This is a genomic window from Bradyrhizobium liaoningense, assembly GCF_018130785.1.
Lineage (GTDB): Bacteria > Pseudomonadota > Alphaproteobacteria > Rhizobiales > Xanthobacteraceae > Bradyrhizobium > Bradyrhizobium liaoningense_A.
Map to the genome: position 1 here is coordinate 1 of NZ_JAFCJT010000025.1, position 17,690 is coordinate 17,690.

General features: G+C 63.9%; 13 protein-coding genes. 8 read left to right on the forward strand and 5 right to left on the reverse strand.

Annotated features, from left to right (window positions below; genetic code table 11):
- Window positions 1-316: 316 nt before the first annotated feature.
- Together JQ627_RS32260 and JQ627_RS32265 are read right to left on the reverse strand one after the other, a co-directional pair.
- Window positions 317-1,423, reverse strand: a complete 1,107-nt coding sequence (locus JQ627_RS32260; RefSeq protein WP_249143583.1) for an FUSC family protein — start codon at window positions 1,421-1,423, stop codon at window positions 317-319.
- Between the two features lie 17 nt (window positions 1,424-1,440).
- Window positions 1,441-2,544: an HlyD family secretion protein gene (locus tag JQ627_RS32265; RefSeq protein ID WP_212488398.1), complete on the reverse strand. Its 1,104-nt coding sequence runs from the start codon at window positions 2,542-2,544 to the stop codon at window positions 1,441-1,443.
- Window positions 2,545-2,651: 107 nt separating this feature from the next.
- Here JQ627_RS32265 and JQ627_RS32270 point away from each other — a divergent pair, with 107 nt between their 5' ends.
- Window positions 2,652-3,521 carry a LysR family transcriptional regulator gene (locus JQ627_RS32270; protein ID WP_212488399.1) on the forward strand — a complete coding sequence of 290 codons (870 nt, stop codon included), beginning with the start codon at window positions 2,652-2,654 and terminating at the stop codon, window positions 3,519-3,521.
- A 94-nt stretch (window positions 3,522-3,615) separates the two neighbouring features.
- On the opposite strand, the gene JQ627_RS32275 is transcribed toward JQ627_RS32270, so the two are convergent.
- The 3 genes from JQ627_RS32275 to JQ627_RS32285 form a co-directional block, all read right to left on the reverse strand.
- Window positions 3,616-6,798 carry an efflux RND transporter permease subunit gene (locus JQ627_RS32275; protein ID WP_212488400.1) on the reverse strand — a complete coding sequence of 1,061 codons (3,183 nt, stop codon included), beginning with the start codon at window positions 6,796-6,798 and terminating at the stop codon, window positions 3,616-3,618.
- Between the two features lies 1 nt (window position 6,799).
- Window positions 6,800-8,041, reverse strand: coding sequence for an efflux RND transporter periplasmic adaptor subunit (locus JQ627_RS32280; protein WP_212488401.1), 1,242 nt, complete (start codon window positions 8,039-8,041; stop codon window positions 6,800-6,802).
- 409 nt (window positions 8,042-8,450) lie between these two features.
- Window positions 8,451-8,735: a hypothetical protein gene (locus JQ627_RS32285; RefSeq protein WP_212488402.1), complete on the reverse strand. Its 285-nt coding sequence runs from the start codon at window positions 8,733-8,735 to the stop codon at window positions 8,451-8,453.
- A gap of 133 nt (window positions 8,736-8,868) precedes the next feature.
- On the opposite strand from JQ627_RS32285, the gene JQ627_RS32290 reads away from it, so the two are divergent.
- The 7 genes from JQ627_RS32290 to JQ627_RS32320 all read left to right on the forward strand — a co-directional run bounded on the left by JQ627_RS32290 (window position 8,869) and on the right by JQ627_RS32320 (window position 17,688).
- Window positions 8,869-10,113, forward strand: coding sequence for an MFS transporter (locus tag JQ627_RS32290; RefSeq protein ID WP_212488403.1), 1,245 nt, complete (start codon window positions 8,869-8,871; stop codon window positions 10,111-10,113).
- 66 nt (window positions 10,114-10,179) lie between these two features.
- Window positions 10,180-11,373 carry a M20/M25/M40 family metallo-hydrolase gene (locus tag JQ627_RS32295; protein WP_212488404.1) on the forward strand — a complete coding sequence of 398 codons (1,194 nt, stop codon included), beginning with the start codon at window positions 10,180-10,182 and terminating at the stop codon, window positions 11,371-11,373.
- Window positions 11,374-11,383: 10 nt separating this feature from the next.
- On the forward strand, window positions 11,384-12,223 hold the full coding sequence (locus JQ627_RS32300) for an alpha/beta fold hydrolase (protein ID WP_212488405.1): 840 nt from the start codon (window positions 11,384-11,386) through the stop codon (window positions 12,221-12,223).
- A gap of 163 nt (window positions 12,224-12,386) precedes the next feature.
- Window positions 12,387-13,475: a mandelate racemase/muconate lactonizing enzyme family protein gene (locus JQ627_RS32305; protein WP_212488406.1), complete on the forward strand. Its 1,089-nt coding sequence runs from the start codon at window positions 12,387-12,389 to the stop codon at window positions 13,473-13,475.
- A 135-nt stretch (window positions 13,476-13,610) separates the two neighbouring features.
- Window positions 13,611-14,759 (forward strand): amidohydrolase, encoded by a 1,149-nt coding sequence (locus JQ627_RS32310; RefSeq protein ID WP_212488407.1) that lies wholly within the window; start codon window positions 13,611-13,613, stop codon window positions 14,757-14,759.
- A 290-nt stretch (window positions 14,760-15,049) separates the two neighbouring features.
- Window positions 15,050-16,477 carry a sodium:solute symporter family protein gene (locus JQ627_RS32315; RefSeq protein ID WP_212488408.1) on the forward strand — a complete coding sequence of 476 codons (1,428 nt, stop codon included), beginning with the start codon at window positions 15,050-15,052 and terminating at the stop codon, window positions 16,475-16,477.
- On the forward strand, window positions 16,474-17,688 hold the full coding sequence (locus JQ627_RS32320) for an exo-alpha-sialidase (RefSeq protein WP_212488409.1): 1,215 nt from the start codon (window positions 16,474-16,476) through the stop codon (window positions 17,686-17,688). The genes JQ627_RS32315 and JQ627_RS32320 overlap by 4 nt, the downstream gene beginning before the upstream one ends.
- Window positions 17,689-17,690 lie beyond the last annotated feature (2 nt).

The window sequence follows — 17,690 nt, forward strand, 5'->3', positions numbered from 1 at the left end:
GCTCATGCTTTGCGCATTGCGTAGCGTAGGAGTTGCGTTGAGAGCGTTAGGGGCGGCGGATCAAAGCCGGTCGGCCTGACCGAATGGCCGAAAGACATCCGTCGGTTACAGCCGACTTTTGCAACAAAATCGGTCAAAAGCAGCGATCAAGAGCAAGCGCGGGGTGTGTCGGGTTTACCTCCGTCGGCTCACACGCTGAGACCTGAAGCACGGTTCGGCCCGACGATCGCATTCGCGATGTCCGGCCGCTTGAGGGGACATACGAAGACTGGTCGGTCGACATTGGGAAGACGGCGGTTAGCCTCCGTCGGAGATGCTACCGGTCTTGATCCAAGGGCCAGGCGGCGGTCGTCAGACACAGCATGGCGGAGCCGATCGCGATGCCAACCAAACGCTCTAGCCCAGGGGTAATATCTGTGATCGGAGCTGGTCCCTGAACAAGGGTGATGAGAAGCCCAAGCGTGAACTGCGTTCCGAGATAGTTGATCTCCCGCCCTGTCTGGATTTGGTAGCCGACCCAGACGCCGGCCGCGAGCGTGAGCGCGGTTACCGGCAATCCTGTACCGAACAGGCCAATAGAGACAAGAGCGGCCGCGCTACCAAGCAGGCATCCGACCGCCCTGTGGGCTATCCTCTCGTAGATCGTAGCGTATCGGCGGTTCCCCAGCGCGGCCGATGGGACGATCATGATGACGTACGATGTGACCGTAGTTTGTGCGAAGTCCTCAATGCCGAACCACCGCCAGATGAGGGGAAGCAAGGCGACGGCCAAAGCTGCTCGCGTACAATGCTCGAGCAGCGGCCAGTTCTCTCGTAGCCAGCTCTCATTCAACACATCACGCAGGCGTCCACACCAGAGCATGTCGTAGGCATGTTGTTCCCTGCGGCTCGACGTATCCGGGAACAGGCTTGCGACAACAAGGCATGCGCACGTTCCGACCGTAATCTCCGCCACACGCGTGGCGGCGAAATGCACGACAGAGTCTGGTGAGGCGAGCGCCTCGGTGGTCACCATCCCGGCCGTAAGGCCGAAGAACAGCCATGCGTAGCTGTAGTTGGTCGCCAGCGATTGAAAGGTGCCGATCCAGGACACAAGGAAGAGGAAAACGATCAACAGCAGAGGGTCGTCTGCCGCGCCGGGCGCGAGCAGGAGTCCCAGCAGCGCCCCGCCCGCAGTGCCCACGATTCGCATTAGCCCCCGCTGGAATGTCTCGGCGAGGCGGCCACGTATCACCATGTAGCCGCTGAACGCTGCCCAGGAGAGATCATCGAGGTTGAGAATGGCTGCCGCCGCGACAGCGACCAGCACCGAGATCACGAGCTTTGCTGCGTCTCTGGCGCGCGGGCCGCGAAGCTCGAGCGATTTGAGCTCACGCACCAGGGCTTGCGGTATGGGTCGCAGGGCCGATATCAGGAGCGGCATCGTCAAGATTCTCCCAATCAGTAGATGACCAGGACGCGGGCGTCGACGCCCATGAAGAGTTGGTCGCTCCCAGGAGATTCGAGCAGCGTGAATCGAACTGGAACCCGTCGTTGCAGGCGAATCCAGTTCACCGTTGGAGATACGTAAGGGACTAGTGTCTCGCTTCCTTGCTGGCGACTAATGCCGTGCGCCAGACCTTGGATGCGCGCGCGATAAAGGTGCCAGGGATGGCTGTCGAGCCAGATCCAGGCGAGGCCGCCAGGATGGAGGTGTCGTAGATAATATTCCTTGTAATTGGCAACGACGCGCCAGGCGTTTCCATCGACGATCGCAACCGCTGCCTGGCTCGTGGAAACCATGTCGCCAGTTTGAACGGCAAGATGCGTCACGAAACCATCAACGGGCGCCACGACTTTGGTGCGGCCCAAGCGCCATTCGGCGAGAAGACGGGCAGCGTGGGCCGATGAGACGGCAGCCTTATCCAGGCTGAGAGTCTCGTTCTCCTTCTGCAAGGCGGCTTCGGCGGCATGTTGCTGGGCTGCGCCTTGCTCCTCGGTGGTACGAGTCGTGTCGAGGGCCTGCGCGGAGATCGTACCGGACTGGGCAAGCGGCGTGTCACGGCGCAGGTTTGCCGCGGCGAGCCTCTCGGCAGCACCCGCAGCTTCCTTCTGCGCCTGCAGAACCTGCAACTGCGCCCGGTCGACCGGCAACTGAGCCTCAGTTCGCGCCTCCTCCGCGCGCGCTTGCTCTACGGCCAATCTGAACGGAACCGGATCGATGGTAAAGAGGAGCGTTCCCCGCTTCACCCATTCGTTGTCTTTCACAAGAACCGCCGCGATCGGACCCGTAACTTCCGGCGTGATCGACACCACATCGGACGTGACGTATGCGTCGTCCGTGTAGGCGAACAGATAGCCCGATATCCACCAGGCCAAGACAGTTGCTGCAACGGCGAGGAGGAACAGCAAGGCGCGGCGGCGGTGCGAAAAAACGCGCGATTGATCGAGTTCGGGTGTCGCGGAAAGCGAAGGTGCAGCAACCGGGAGACGGGGTTCCATGTTCCCAATCGCCGGCTCGGGGATGGACTTGTCTTTCAGACTGACGTTCAGATTCTGGTCCAATTTCGATCGTCCAAGTCAATCGGCGCCCCCGATAGGAGATATTTGATTTCGATAATCGCGCAGTCAAATATATAGAAAGAACGATCTCGATAGCTTTTGGCACTGACATGGAACTGCGCCACATCCGCTATTTCCTCGCGGTTGCCGAGGAGAAAAACTTCACACGCGCCGCTGCGCGCGTTGGAATCGGGCAGCCGCCGCTGAGTCAACAGATCAAGGATCTTGAGGCCGAAGTCGGGGCTGCGCTCTTCCATCGCATTCCGCAGGGAGCTGAACTGACCGAGGCAGGGCGCGCTTTTCTGGAGAACGTGCGGGTCATTCCTGTGCAGGCGGAGCGCTCCATTCGCGCCGCGCAGAGGGCTGCGCGGGGTCAAATCGGTTCGCTACGGGTGGGCTTTACCAACTCGGCACCATTCAATCCCGTTGTCACCTCTACGATCCGATCGTTTCGGCGAGCCTATCCCGATGTGGATTTGACGCTGGAGGAAGCAAGCACATCCCGCCTCGTTGCGGGCCTTCGGGAAGGAGAGCTCGATGCGGTGTTCCTGCGCCCCGATGAGGGCGAGGACGATCTGCAGTTTCGGCGTCTCTCCAACGAGCCGATGCTCGTTGTATTGCCCGCAAGCCATCCGGTGGCGAAGTCGACTGAAATCGATCTTATCAGGCTGAAGGGCGATCCGCTCATTCTGACGCCGCCCGGATCGGCCTGGGTTGACACAGTCATCGCGGCCTGTCGGCGGGCGGGCTTCGAGCCGACCCTCGGGCAGTCCGCGCCGCAGATCAGCTCTGTCGTCAGCCTGGTGGCAGCCGAGCTTGGCTTTTCGCTCGTGCCGGCGTCAATGCGCCAGCTTCATGTCACCGGCGTCACCTATCGTGAGGTCAAAGGGGACGCTCCAATCGTGCGCTTGGCTCTGGCGTTCCGGCGTGGCGAAACCTCGAAGATCGTCCGCAACTTCATTGCCCAGGCGGTGGCGTGAAGCAGGGAGACAGTCAGACGGGCCCTGCGCGTGCCGATGTCCTTTGCGTCCATCGCGGCGCCGCGCTCGCCGTCGGCGGCGCGGATGTCAAAAGTCACTCTGCCGCAAAGACCCTTGATTTCTTCCGGTCCGGCTTTTTGAAGACGTCCAGATCGCCGTCGTCGACAACGTCCTCTTCCTGAGGATCGCTTGCTGCGTGTGGTTTCGGACTGAACCATTGCGAGACACGGTCCAGATAAAGATAGACAACCGGCGTGGTGAAGAGCGTCAGAACCTGGCTGACCAGGAGACCGCCGACCATGGCGTAGCCGAGCGGCTGACGCAGTTCCGAGCCGGTGCCGTGGCCGAGCATCAGCGGCACGCCGCCGAGCACCGCCGCCATCGTGGTCATCAGGATCGGGCGGAAGCGCAGCAGGCAGGCCCGGCGAATGGCCTCGACCGGCGACAAGCCCTGATCCCGCTCCGCCACGATCGCAAAGTCGACCAGCATGATGCCGTTCTTCTTGACGATGCCGATCAGCAGGACCAGCCCGATCAGCCCGATCAGGCTGAAGTCGAAGTGGAAGATGAGGAGCGTTGCCAGCGCCCCGACGCCGGCGGACGGCAAGGTCGACAGGATCGTCAGAGGGTGAATGTAGCTCTCGTAGAGTATGCCGAGAATGAGATAGACCACGATCAGCGCCGCCACGATCAACAAGGGCACGGAGGAGAGCGACTCCTGGAATGCCTTCGCTGTGCCTGCGAAAGTCGAGGTGATGGCGGCCGGCACGTTCATCTGCTTTTGTACCGCGTCGATCGCCTGCGTTGCCTGGCCGAGCGCGACGTTGGGCGCGAGGTTGAAGGAGATCGTCACCGCCGGAAACTGGCCCTGATGGTTGATGGCCAGAGGCCGGACCGGAGCCGTGGTCCACTTGGTGAACGCCGACAGTGGCACCTCGCCTCCCGTCGTCGGGGAGCGGAGGTAGATCTGCTCTAGCGTGGACGGATTCTTCTGCAGCGAAGGCAGCACCTCGAGGACGACATAGTAGGTCGACAATTGGGTGAAATATGTCGCGATCTCCCGCTGCCCGAATGCGTCATACAGGGTCGCGTCGATCACGTCGGGCGTGATCCCGAAACGCGCGGCCTGATTGCGATCGATCGACAGCGTCAGCGTCGTGCCCGACGTCTGCTGGTCGGACGCGACGTCGCGCAGTTCGGGCATCTCCTTCATTCTGGCCAGCAGCTTCGGGGCCCATGTGTTGAGCTGGTCCATATCGGTCGACTGCAGGGTGAACTGGAATTGCGTCCGCGACGCCCGGCCGCCGACACGGACGTCCTGCGCCGACTGGAGATAGAGACGTGCCCCCTGAACCTTCGCCGTCTGGGCCTGCAGGCGACGGATGACCTGGTCGGCCGAGTCGGTGCGTTCATCCCGCGGCTTCAACGTAATGTACATCGTGCCGTCGTTGAGCGTATTGCCGCTTCCGCCCATCCGCATCGCCATGTGGTCGATCGCAGGGTCCTTCAGCACGATCGCGCCGATCTCCTGCATGTGCTTCGCCATATCGGCGATCGACACGTCTTGCGATGTTTCGACGATACCGGTGATCAGCCCGGTATCCTGTTGCGGAAAGAACCCCTTCGGGATGATCACGAACAGATAGACCGTCAGCGCGATCGTCGCGAAGAACACCATCAAGGTGGCGAAGCGGAAGCGCAGCACGAGGTCGAGGCCGCGCGCGTAGCCGTTCACGAGGCCCTGGAACAACCGCTCGCTGAGCATGTAGAGCCTGCCGTGATGTTCTTCGTCGTGCGATTTGAGGAAGCGCGACGCCATCATCGGCGTCAATGTCAGCGATACCAGGGCCGACACGGCGATCGTCATCGCGAGCGTCACCGAAAATTCGCGGAACAGGCGGCCGATGATGCCGCTCATGAGCAGCAGCGGGATCAGCACAGCGATCAGCGAAATCGAGATCGAGATGATCGTGAACCCGATTTCGCTGGCGCCCTTGAGCGCGGCGGCCATCGGCGTCTCGCCCTCCTCGATATAGCGGGTGATGTTCTCCAGCATCACGATGGCATCGTCGACCACGAAGCCGACCGCGATGGTGAGGGCCATCAGAGACAGATTGTCGAGGCTGTAGCCGGCTATCCACATCAGCGCGCAGGCGCCCAGCAGCGCCAGCGGAACCGTGATCGACGGGATGATGGTGGCCCAGACGCTGCGCAGGAAGACGAAGATCACCATCACGACGAGGCCGATCGTCAGCAGCAGCGTGAACTGCACGTCCTTCACCGCCGCGCGGATCGTCTGCGTACGGTCCGACAGCACCGAGACCTTGATGGCCGGCGAGATGCCCGCCTGCAGATGCGGCAGCTGCTTCATGACGCTGTCGACGGTGTCGATGACGTTGGCGCCCGGCTGCTTGAAGATGACCAGGAACACGCCGGGCTTGCCGTCAACCCAGCCGTATTGGGTATTGTCCAGCGGTGCACTCACGGCATGGCCGATGTCGCCGACACGGACGGGACTGCCGTTCCGATAGGCGATGACGATGTCGTTCCAGGCCTCGGCCTTGGTGAACTGGTCGTTGGCATAGACGGTGTAGGTGCGCGTGTCTCCGTTGAGGGTTCCCTTGGGATTGTTGACGGTGATCACCGACAGCGGGGTCCGCACGTCCTCCAGCGACAGGCCCTTGGCGACCAGCTTGGCGGGATCGATCTGGACACGGATCGACGGCGCCTGCTGTCCACCGACGCTGACCTGGCCGACGCCGCTGATATGGCTGATCGCCTGCGCGAGCTTGGTGTAGGTCTCGTCGGACACCTGCGTCATCGGCAGCGTCGTCGAGGTGGCACCGAGCGTGAGAATGGGCGAGTCGGCCGGATTGACCTTTCTGTAGGTCGGCGGGGTCGGCATGTTCTTGGGCAATTGCCCGCTCGCCGCATTGATGGCGGCGAGCACGTCGGAGCCGGCACCGTCGATGTTGCGCGAGAGATCGAACTGCAGGACGATCTGGGTCGAGCTGGTCTGGCTCTGCGACGTCATCTCCGAGACGCCGGGAATCAGCGCAAATTGCGATTCGAGCGGCTGCGCCACCGATGACGCCATCGTCTCCGGATCCGCGCCGGGAAGGTTGGCCGAGACCTGGATGGTGGGGAAGTCCACCTCCGGCAGCGGCGCCACCGGCAATTGCGGATAGGCGATGATCCCGACGAAGACGATGCCGACCATCAGCAGCGACGTCGCGATGGGAAGGCGAATGAAGGGAGCCGAGATACCGCCAGCCATGTCAGTCCGCCGATCCGGTCTTGGTTCCGCTCGTGGTTCCGCTCCTGGCCTGAGAGACCTCGGCGCTTGCATTTGTCGGCGGCGCAATCGAAGCGGCGGCAGGCGCTTCCTCGACCAGCGCGCCATCGAACAGGCGCGACTGTCCGGCGACCACGATCCTGTCTCCGACGTTCAGGCCTTCGGAGACCACGGCATTGGCGTCGCCGCTCTCGCTGACCTTGATCGGCCTGGCGCTGACCTTGCCATTGCCGCCGATCACGTAGGCGAACAGACCCGCCGGCCCGTGCTGCACGCCATCCTGCGGCACGACGATGACGTCCTTGCGCGTATCGATCAGCATCCGCGTGGTGACCGACAGGCCGGGCCAGAGCGCGTTGTCCTTGTTGTCGAAGCGCGCTTTCAGGCTGATGGTCCCGGTGGCCTGGTTGACCGAATTGTCCATGACCACGAGCCTGCCTTGCGACAGCGTCCTGGTTCCGTCCGAGGTCAGCGCCTCGACGGGCACCTCGCCGGCGGAAAAGGCCTTGTCGATGGCCTGCAATTGCTCTTCCGGCTCCGTGAACTGCACGGCAATCGGCTGCAGCTGGGCGATGGTGACGATCCCGGTCGTATCAGCGGCATGCACGATGTTGCCGGGGTCAACCAGCCGGAAACCCGTTCGTCCGCTGATCGGCGCCTTGATTGAGGTGTAACCGAGATTGGTCTGCGCATTGTCGATGGCGGCCTGGTCGCCCTTCACCTGCGCTGTCATCTGATCGACCAGGGCCTGCTGGCTATCGAGATTTTGCTGGGTCTCGAATTGCTGCTTCGCGAGCTTCTGAAAGCGCTCCAGGTTCAACCGGTCGTTCCTCAGATTGGCCTCGTCCTGGGCTTTCTTCGCCACCGCCTGCTCGAGAGCTGCGGTAAAGGGGCGTTGATCGATCTCCAGAAGCGGATCGCCCTCCTTCACCATCTGCCCCTGTTTGAAGAACACCTTGGTGATCTGACCGTCAACACGGCTCTTGACCGTGACCGTCTTGAACGGCGAGACGACTCCCAGACCGTAGGCGCGCACGGGAAAGTCAGCCTTCTTCACCACGAACGAGGTGACTGGAATTTTCGCCGCGGCCTGACTGGCAGCGCTTTGGGCGGCCGCTGCCGCTGGCTTGACGCCCCCGAGGAGCTCATACCATACGCCATAGGCCACCGCGGCTATTGCAAGGATTCCAAACAGCGCAACGCTGAGCTTCGGTCGCGTTGACAAATTGATGGCCCTCTAACTGTTTGTACCTGCCTTCAGATAAGCCGACTGATTGCAGGTGAAACCGTCGCCTCGGTTTGGAAGTATCGCGGACAAAATCCCAGCGTCAAAATGACGATCGCGTGCGAAAATCTGTACAAATTTTCATGTTCGCTCGCTGCAAAACGCAGTCGTTCAATCAAAGCCGTCCAACGAAGGACAGGCAGAAACAAGCAGAAACGAAGTGGAGAGACGTGAGAGATCGCCGCGGCATCACGCTGAATTGCGCCGAAGATCGCGAATTTCAGGACCACTCGCCCTAAGTCAGGCCTTATCATTGCAATTCAGCAAGCGCTGCTTGATGCGGACGAGGCGCGAGATGAAGGCTGATCAATCGAACCACCGGGGAAATGTCGTACCGTTTCGAGCGCGATCAGGAGACGGCAGAGATCCGGTTGATGGTGCACGGTCCGACAACATCTTGCGCATGCTCGACCTCTCGAAGTTCGAACACCGTCGCCCCGCTATCGAGAACCGCCCCAGCATGCGTTCCAACATCGCGGCAATGGTTCTGCTCGGGCTTCTCGTTTTCATTGCAACAGAGGACTTTTCCAGACTCGAGCAATCGAACCTTTGCTTCGATAAATCGGAATGCAGGAATTGAACAGCGTTCGTCATCAACTGACGACGTAACGACGAATCGCAATTTCAGCGGCATCGACGCGGGGCCTGGCTCGATCAGCGGGGCTCCGGAAGACCCAAGGCATCGCGCAGCGGATCGGCCCTCCCCCATTGGCACCGTCCCGCCAATCGTGTAACCCGGCCATAACCCTTGCCGGGACGGGATGCTGATGAGTGCGGTTGCTACGGAAGAAGCGGGAGATGGCACCCGCGCGCTGATCTTTGCGCTGCTTGCGCTCGCCTGCGGGCACATGCTCTCGACCTTGCTGCGCACCATTCCCGCCGTCAGCCTCGATCTGATGGCCGCGGATTTCCACATGGAGCCGCAGGCTCTGGCGAGCCTCACCTCGGTCTATCCCTTTGCCTTTGCCGCCGCGCAGATCCCGGTCGGTGCAGCGATGGATCGCTTCGGCGTTCGGCCGGTGTCGCTGAGCCTGCTTATGGGAACGGTGATCGGCGCCATCGCGTCGGGATTCGCGACGGGGCCCGAGAGTTTTGCGGTGGGACAGGTGATGCTCGGTGTCGCGACGTCAGGCATGCTGATGTGCCCGATGACACTGGCGGCCAAGCAATTGTCGGCGGCGCGATTCGGGCTGTGGTCGGGCGCGATCCTGTCGATCGGCAATATCGGCATGCTGCTGTCGTCGAGCCCGCTCGCCTTCGTGGTCGAGACTTACGGCTGGCGCGCCGGGTTCTGGATTTCGGCGCTGGGCGGCGTGCTGGTCGCGCTCGCCGTGTTCCTGCTGGTGCCGAAACAGCCGGCCGAGCACAAGGACGAGTCCTCGCCGCTGTCGCAGATGATCGAGGTGCTGCGGCTCGGACTCTCGCGGCCCTTGCGCGGCCTGATCGCGCTGGCGCTGGTGTCGCTTGCGACCTCGCTGGTGCTGCGCGGCCTGTGGGGCGGCCCGTGGCTGATGGAGATCAAGGGACTGACGCGGGTCGAGGCCGGCAACCAGCTCGGCGCATTCACGCTGGCGATGATCGCAGGTCCCCTGTGCATCGGCATGATCGACCGCAGGCTCAGTCGCCGCCGCGAGCTGGTGGCGGGCACGCATATGGTCGGGGCGCTGCTGCTGGCGCTGATGGCGCTGGGGGCGCCGCATTATGCGGTCTCGATCCTGTTCGGGGTGCCCGTGATGCCGCCGCAATATGATCTCGTGCTGTTCGTGCTCATCGGCCTTGCGACCTCCGCCCAGCCGCTGCTGTTCGGCATGTCGCGGCAGTTGGTCGATGCGCAAACCGCGGGCAAGGCGCTCGCGGCGATCAATCTCGCCTTCTTCCTCGGAGCCGCCTTGATGCAGTCGATGACAGGCGCGGTCGCGGCGGTCGCGGGGTTGCCGGCGGTGCTGCTGTTCATGGCGGCGGCGCTTCTGTCGGGCGCTCTCGTCTTCCTCGCATACACGCGCAGCGTCTGAGGCCCTTGCACAACGGCACGCCGCAGGGGATGCTGAGGCGCACATCGCAGCAAGGGAATGACGTTCATGCCTGTCGACACCAAAGCCGCCACCGATCGCCTCATGCGCTTCCTCGCCGTCGAGGGCGTCACCGGACAGGAGGCGGCGATCGGGCGTGAGCTCACCGCCGCGCTGAAGGAGAGCGGCGTGCCGGCCAAGGCGATCCGGCTCGACGACGCCAACACCCGCATTCCCGTGCCGACCGAGACCGGCAACCTCATCGTCGACCTGCCCGGCCGCGGCGCGCTGCACAACCAGCCGCGCATCATGTTCATGACCCACATGGACACCGTGCCGCTCTGCGCCGGCGCCAAGCCGAAGAAATCCGGCCGCAAGATCGTCAACGAGGCCAAGACCGCGCTCGGCGGCGACAATCGCTGCGGCTGCGGCGTGCTGGTGACGCTTGCCGCCGAGCTCGCCAAGCAGAAGCTCGATCACCCCCCGATCACGCTCTTGTTCTGCGTGCGCGAGGAGAGCGGGCTCTATGGCGCGCGCCACGTCAAGCTGGACGAGCTCGGCTCGCCGGCGATGGCCTTCAACTATGACGGCGGCTCGGCCTCCAACGTCATCATCGGCGCCGTCGGCGCGGACCGCTGGAACGTCGAGATTTTCGGCCGCGCCTCGCATGCCGGCGTTGCACCGGAGCGCGGCATCTCCTCGACCATGATCATGGCGCTCGCGCTCGCCGAGGTGAAGGCCGGCGGCTGGTTCGGCAAGGTGGTGAAGGGCAAGAGCCAAGGCACCAGCAATGTCGGCCCCGTCACCGGTGGCGAAGGCCGCCCCGCGGGCGATGCCACCAACGTCGTCACCGACTACGTCCATGTGCGCGGCGAAAGCCGCAGCCACGACGGCAAATTCTTCAAGGAGATCACCAAGGCCTACAAGGCCGCGTTCGAGAAGGCCGCCAAGAAGGTGACGAACGCGCAAGGCAAGTCCGGCAAGGTCAAGTTCAAGGCCGAGACCGACTATTTTCCGTTCCGCATGAAGGACAATCTTCCCGTCGTCAAACGCGCGGTCGAGGCGGTGTCCGCGGTCGGCGGCACACCGAACGTCCGCACCGCCAATGGCGGCCTCGATGCCAACTGGATGGTCCGCCACGGCGTTCCCACCGTGACCTTCGGCGCCGGCCAGAACGAGGCGCACACGATCGACGAGTGGATCAATCTCGACGAATACGACCGCGCCTGCGCGCTGGCCGTGCAGCTCGCGACGATGCGGTGAGGCGCGTTGCGTGAGCTCGGAGAGATCATTTGTCGCCAATGACGGCACCGTCATTGGATATCGGCAACTGGGCTCAGGTCCCGGACTGGTGCTGCTCCATGGCGCGCTGCAGAGTGCGGCGAGCTTTACCGACCTTGGCGCAGCGCTGGCCGATCGATTCACTGTCCTGATACCGGACCGTCGGGGTCGTGGTCTGAGCGGACCGTTCCGGCCCGACCACTGCATGGCGACCGAGATCAATGATCTCGGCCGGCTTCTCGCCGAGACGGGCGCACGCAATGTGTTTGCATTGAGCGCCGGGGCCTTGGTTGCCATGCACACCGCGCTCGTCAATCCGGCGATCGCGCGCCTCGCGCTTTACGAGCCTCCGATCGAATTCGGCGGGGTCCAGCCGCGCTACTGGGCCGCTGGCTATGAGGCGGCCCTGGCGAAGGGGGATCTGCCGGCCGCCCTTGTTGCCGTGCTCAAAGGCACCGGCGACAACGAGATCATGACAAGGCTCCCTGCGCCTGTCCTTAAATCGTTCTTCGCCATGATGATGCGGCTCCGTCCCGACGCGGCCGTTGGCAACGGGCCACCTCTGGCCACGCTCATCCCGACGGTCCACTACGACATCGAGTTGATTGCGGAGAAAGCCGGCGATCTTGACCGCTTCAGGAGCTTGAGCACGGAAGCGCTGCTGCTTGGCGGCGATCGAAGCCAAGGCTATCTCGCCACCGCTCTCGATGCTCTCGCCGCGATCCTGCCGAACGCGACACGCGTTGAATTCAAGGGCGCCGGACACATCGCGGCAGACAACGAAGGCGACCCGATTCGCGTCGCGGCGGAACTGCGTCATTTCTTCGTATGAAGTCGTCCTCAGGATGGGTAGAGCGCAGCGAAACCCAGCGCCGCGGTCACGCAGATGATGGGTTTCGCTGCGCTCTACCCATCCTACAGAACTGCCTTGCATCGCCCGCGGTTGCCCGCCGGCGTCTGCCGGCCTAGCCTGCAAGGAAAAGCAGGAAGGAAACATGGCACGCATCGCGACGATCGAAACCGGATTCTACCGGATCCCCCTCCCCGTCACGCTGTCGGACTCCACGCATGGCGAGATCGCGGCGTTCGAGCTGATCACCTGCCGCATCCGCGATGCCGACGGCGCCGAGGGAGTCGGCTACACCTACACGGTGGGGCGCAATGGCGGGGCGACCGCCGATATCCTCAAGCGCGAGATCCCGCCGCTGGTCGAAGGACGCGAGGCCGACGACACCGAGGCGATCTGGCATCACGTCTGGTGGGGCCTGCACTATGGCGGCCGCGGCGGGCCGGCGGTGCTGGCGCTGTCCGCGCTCGACATCGCGTTATGGGACCTGAAGGCGCGGCGCGCCAAGTTGCCGCTGTTCCGCCTGCTCGGCGGCTTCGATGCGCACGTGCCGTGCTATGCCGGCGGCATCGACCTCGATCTCTCCGTCGAGGCGCTGCTGAAGCAGACCGACGGCAATCTCGCCAAGGGCTTTCGCGCCATCAAGATGAAGGTCGGCCGGCCCGATCTCAAATCCGACGTCACGCGCGTCGCGGCGATGCGGCAGCATCTCGGCGACGGCTTTCCGCTGATGGCGGACGCCAACATGAAATGGACGGTGGAGGACGCGATCCGCGCCGCCCGCGCCTTCGTCCCCTACGACCTCACCTGGCTCGAGGAGCCTGTCATCCCCGACGACGTCGCGGGCCATGCCCGCATCATGCAGGCCGGCGGCGTGCCGATCGCGGCCGGCGAGAATTTGCGCTCGCTTTGGGAGTTCAAGAACTACATCGTCGCAGGCGCGGTGTCCTATCCCGAGCCCGACGTCACCAATTGCGGCGGCGTGAGCGCGTTCATGAAGATCGCGCGGCTGGCGGAGGCGTTCAATCTCCCGGTCACCAGCCACGGCGCGCACGACATCACGGTGCATCTGCTCGCGGCATGCCCGAATCGCTCGTATCTGGAAGCGCATGGTTTCGGCCTGGACAAGTATATCGAGCACCCGCTGGTGCTCGAGGACGGCAAGGCGCTGGCGCCGGACCGGCCGGGCCATGGCATCAGCTTCGACTGGAAAGGGCTGGCGAAGCTCTCGCCGTAGAACCGGCGCGTCATGCCCGAGCTTGGCCCGGCCATGACGATATTGCTGCACGCGAGGCATTCCAAGGCGCTTGATGCGGCGGGCCGATAATGGGCTATGGTGGCTGCAGCCGGCCCTCCTTGCGAAAGACCCATCTTGACCCCCGAGTTGCACCAGAAACTGACCGCGTGGCGCCGGCATTTGCACGCCCACCCGGAACTGTCCCTCCATGAAAAGGCGACCGCTGCCTTCGTGCAGGAAAAGCTCACCGAGCTCGGCATTCCCTTCGAGGCAGGCATCGGCGGCCACGGGGGCGTTGCGACCTTGAAGCGAGGATCCGCGCAGGGCCGCGTCGGCCTGCGCGCCGACATGGACGCGCTTCCGATCACCGAGGATACCGGGCTTGCCTACGCCTCGACAAATCCCGGCGTGATGCATGCCTGCGGCCATGACGGGCACACCGCTTCGCTGCTTGGTGCGGCCGCGCTGCTGGTCGCCGACACGAGTTGGAGCGGCACCGTCGACTTCATCTTCCAGCCGGCCGAGGAAGGACTTGGCGGCGCGCGCGCGATGGTCGGCGACGGCCTGTTCGACCGCTTTCCGATGACGCGGGTCTTCGGCTTCCACAACTGGCCGGGGTTAGCTGCCGGCACCATCGCGGTCCATGACGGCGTCGTGATGGCCTCCGGCGGACGCGTCAGCATCACCATCGACGGCCATGCCGGACATGCCGGCATGCCGCACCTGACCCGCGATCCCGTGATGGCGGCGGGACATTTGATCGTGGCGCTGCAATCGGTCGTGTCGCGCAGCATCGACCCGCTCGACACCGCCGTGCTCTCGCTGTGCACGCTCGAAGGCGGCACGGCGCGCAACCAGATCGCAGGACGCGTCACCATCGGCGGCACGCTGCGGTATCATCGCGACGCGGTGAAGGACGTCATCCTGGCGCGGATCAAAGAGATCTGCGCAGGCATTGCAACGACCTTCGGCGTCAAGGTCACGCCCGAGATCGTCATGGGCGTCGGCGTGGTGGTCAATACACCTGATGAGGCGGGCCTGGCGCGCCTCGCCGCGGAGAAGGTGCAGACCGAGGTGCGACGCGATCTCGCGCCGAGCATGGCCGGCGAGGATTTCGCCTTCTATCTCAAGCAGTGCCCCGGCGCCTTCGCCTGGATCGGCAATGGTGAATTGCGCGACGGCGCCGAACTGCACGGCCCGCGCTACGATTTCAACGACGCGATTTTTCCGGTCGCCTCGAGCTGGATGGCCGAGGTCGCCAAGGCGGCGCTGAAGTCGAACTGACCCCGGAACGGCAGGGCCTCGGATTCCCTGCGCCTCGCGGCCGTACGCTGACCGTCCCGCCGGACAGCCCACCGACATTTTTTCTCTGGCCTGCAACCCCTTGAACATGCAGCGGCGATGACTGCCCGACCGGGCGCGTCGCAGCGCCGCCCTGACGCGTGCGCTTGACGCACGCCGTGCCGACAGGTTTAATGGATTTAGAGAACAATTGTTCGCATTCCGAACAATATAGTAGCGGGACCAAGCGGGCTCACAACACCGCATCCGCGCCACCAGAGGAAACGTCATCGATGCAAGCCATCCTCAATGGCGACAGCACGCTCATCGTCGCGATGATCGTCGCCTACATCGCCTTCACGTCCTGGCTCACCCTCAAGCTGCGCAGCAGGACCAGCGATCAGTTCATGACGGGCGCGCGCGCGATGCCGGCGGTGGTTGTCGGCGTGCTGATGATGTCCGAATTCGTCGGCGCCAAGTCGACGGTCGGGACCGCACAGGAAGCGTTCCAGTCGGGCATGGCGGCGGGGTGGGCCGTGCTCGGCGCCTCGATCGGCTTCCTGCTGTTCGGGCTCCTGATGGTGAAGAAGCTCTACAGTTCCGGCGAATACACCATCTCGGCCGCGATCGCGCAGAAATACGGCAAGTCGACCATGCTCACGGTGTCGGTGATTATGATCTACGCGCTACTGCTCGTGAACGTCGGCAACTACGTCAGCGGCGCGGCCGCGATCGCCACCGCGCTGCATGTCAGCATGCCCGTTGCGATGTGCATCATCGCCGTGGTCAGCACCTTCTACTACGTGTTCGGTGGACTGAAGGGCGTCGCCTGGGTGACGATCCTGCACAGCGCCATCAAGGTCGTCGGCATCGTCATCATATTCTCGGTCGCGATGTCGCTGACCGGCGGCATCGCGCCGATCCAGGCCAAGCTGCCCGCCTATTACTTCAGCTGGGACGGCAAGATCGGCTTTGCGACCATCTTCGCCTGGACCTTCGGTACCGTCGGCGCGATCTTCTCGACCCAGTTCATCGTGCAGGCGATCTCCTCGACGCCGAGCGCCGATGACGCGCGCAAGGCCACCTTCTATGCGGCAGCGTTCTGCCTGCCGCTCGGATTCCTGCTCGCCCTGATCGGCGTCGCGGCGAAGTTCCTCTACCCCGACATGAACAGCCTCTACGCGCTGCCGGTATTCTTGGAGAAGATGCCGCCGCTGGCCTCGGCTTTCGTGACGACCTCGCTCGTCGCCTCGATCTTCGTCAGCGTCTGCACGGTTGCGCTCGCGATCGCCTCGCTGGTGGTGCGCGACTTCTACGTCCCCTACTGGAAGCCGACGCCGGAGCGGGAGCTGAAGATGACCCGCCTGTTTTCGGTGGCGATCGGCATCGCGCCGCTGGTCTTCGTCTTCTTCATTCCGGAGATCCTCAAGCTGTCGTTCTTCACGCGCGCGCTGCGCCTGTCGATCACCATCATCGCGATGATGGGATTCTACCTGCCGCTGTTTGCCAGCAACCGCGGCGCCACCGCGGGCCTGATCGGCGCCGCGATCTCGACGACGGTCTGGTACATGCTCGGCAACCCCTTCGGCATCGACAACATGTATGTCGCGGCCGCGACGCCACTGGTGGTGATGGCAGTCGAGCGGCTGGTGATGGGCCGCGCTCCGACCGCCGCCGCAACGCCGCAGCCAAATGCGGTGATGGAAAGGACTTCGACATGATCATCGATACCGAGATCGTGGTCACCGACATCGAGATCGCCGCCGACGGCATCGTTCGCCCGGCCGCCGGCGATCCCGACCGGTCCGACGCCTTCATCCCCTCGCCTTGCGTGCAGAACCACGCCGCCAATCTGATGCCGCTCGCGAACGGCGATCTGGCCTGCGTCTGGTTCGGCGGCACGCAGGAGGGCATGTCCGACATCTCGGTCTATTTTTCGCGCCTACCCCGCGGCGCGACGCGATGGTCTCCTGCCGAAAAGCTGTCCGACGACACGGCGCGTTCGGAGCAGAACCCGGTGCTGTTTCCCGCCCCCGACGGCACGCTGTGGCTGATGTGGACGGCGCAGCTCGCCGGCAACCAGGACACCGCCCTGATCCGCCGCCGCCTCTCCCGCGACAACGGCAAGAGCTGGGGCCCGATCGAAACCCTGTTTCCCGAGCAGCGCGGCCGCGGCACCTTCATCCGGCAGCCGATCGTCGTGCTCGACAACGGCGACTGGCTGCTGCCCGTGTTCTATTGTCACAGCACGCCGGGCCGGAAATGGAACGGCGACGAGGACACCAGCGCGGTGAAGATCTCGTCCGACGCCGGCAAGATATGGCGCGACGTCGACGTCCCCGGCAGCCGCGGCTGCGTGCATATGTGCATCGCGCGGCTCGACGACGGCTCGCTGATTGCCCTCTACCGCAGCCGCTGGGCGGACAATATCTATCAGAGCCGGTCCGCCGATCACGGCCGCAGCTGGTCGGCGCCGGTCCAGAGCGTGCTGCCAAACAACAACTCCTCGATCCAGGTCACGCGGCTCGGCAACGGTCATCTCGCGCTGGTCTTCAACGACTCCAGCGCAAAGGATGCGACCGGGCGCCGCCTCTCGCTCTATGACGAGATCGAGGACGACCTTCCGCCCGTGCTCGCCGGCGCCGGCAACAAGTCGGACGGACGCACCGCGTTCTGGGGCGCGCCGCGGGCGCCGATGACGCTGGCCGTCTCCGCCGACGGCGGACGGTCGTGGCGCAAGCGCAACGTCGAGACCGGTGACGGCTATTGCATGACCAACAATTCACGCGACCAGACCAATCGCGAGCTGTCCTACCCTTCGGTCAAGGAGACCGCCGACGGGGCGATCCACATGGCCTTCACCTTCCATCGCCGCGCGATCAAATATGTGCGCGTGACCGAGCCATGGGTGAACCGCGCCATCCGGGACTGAGA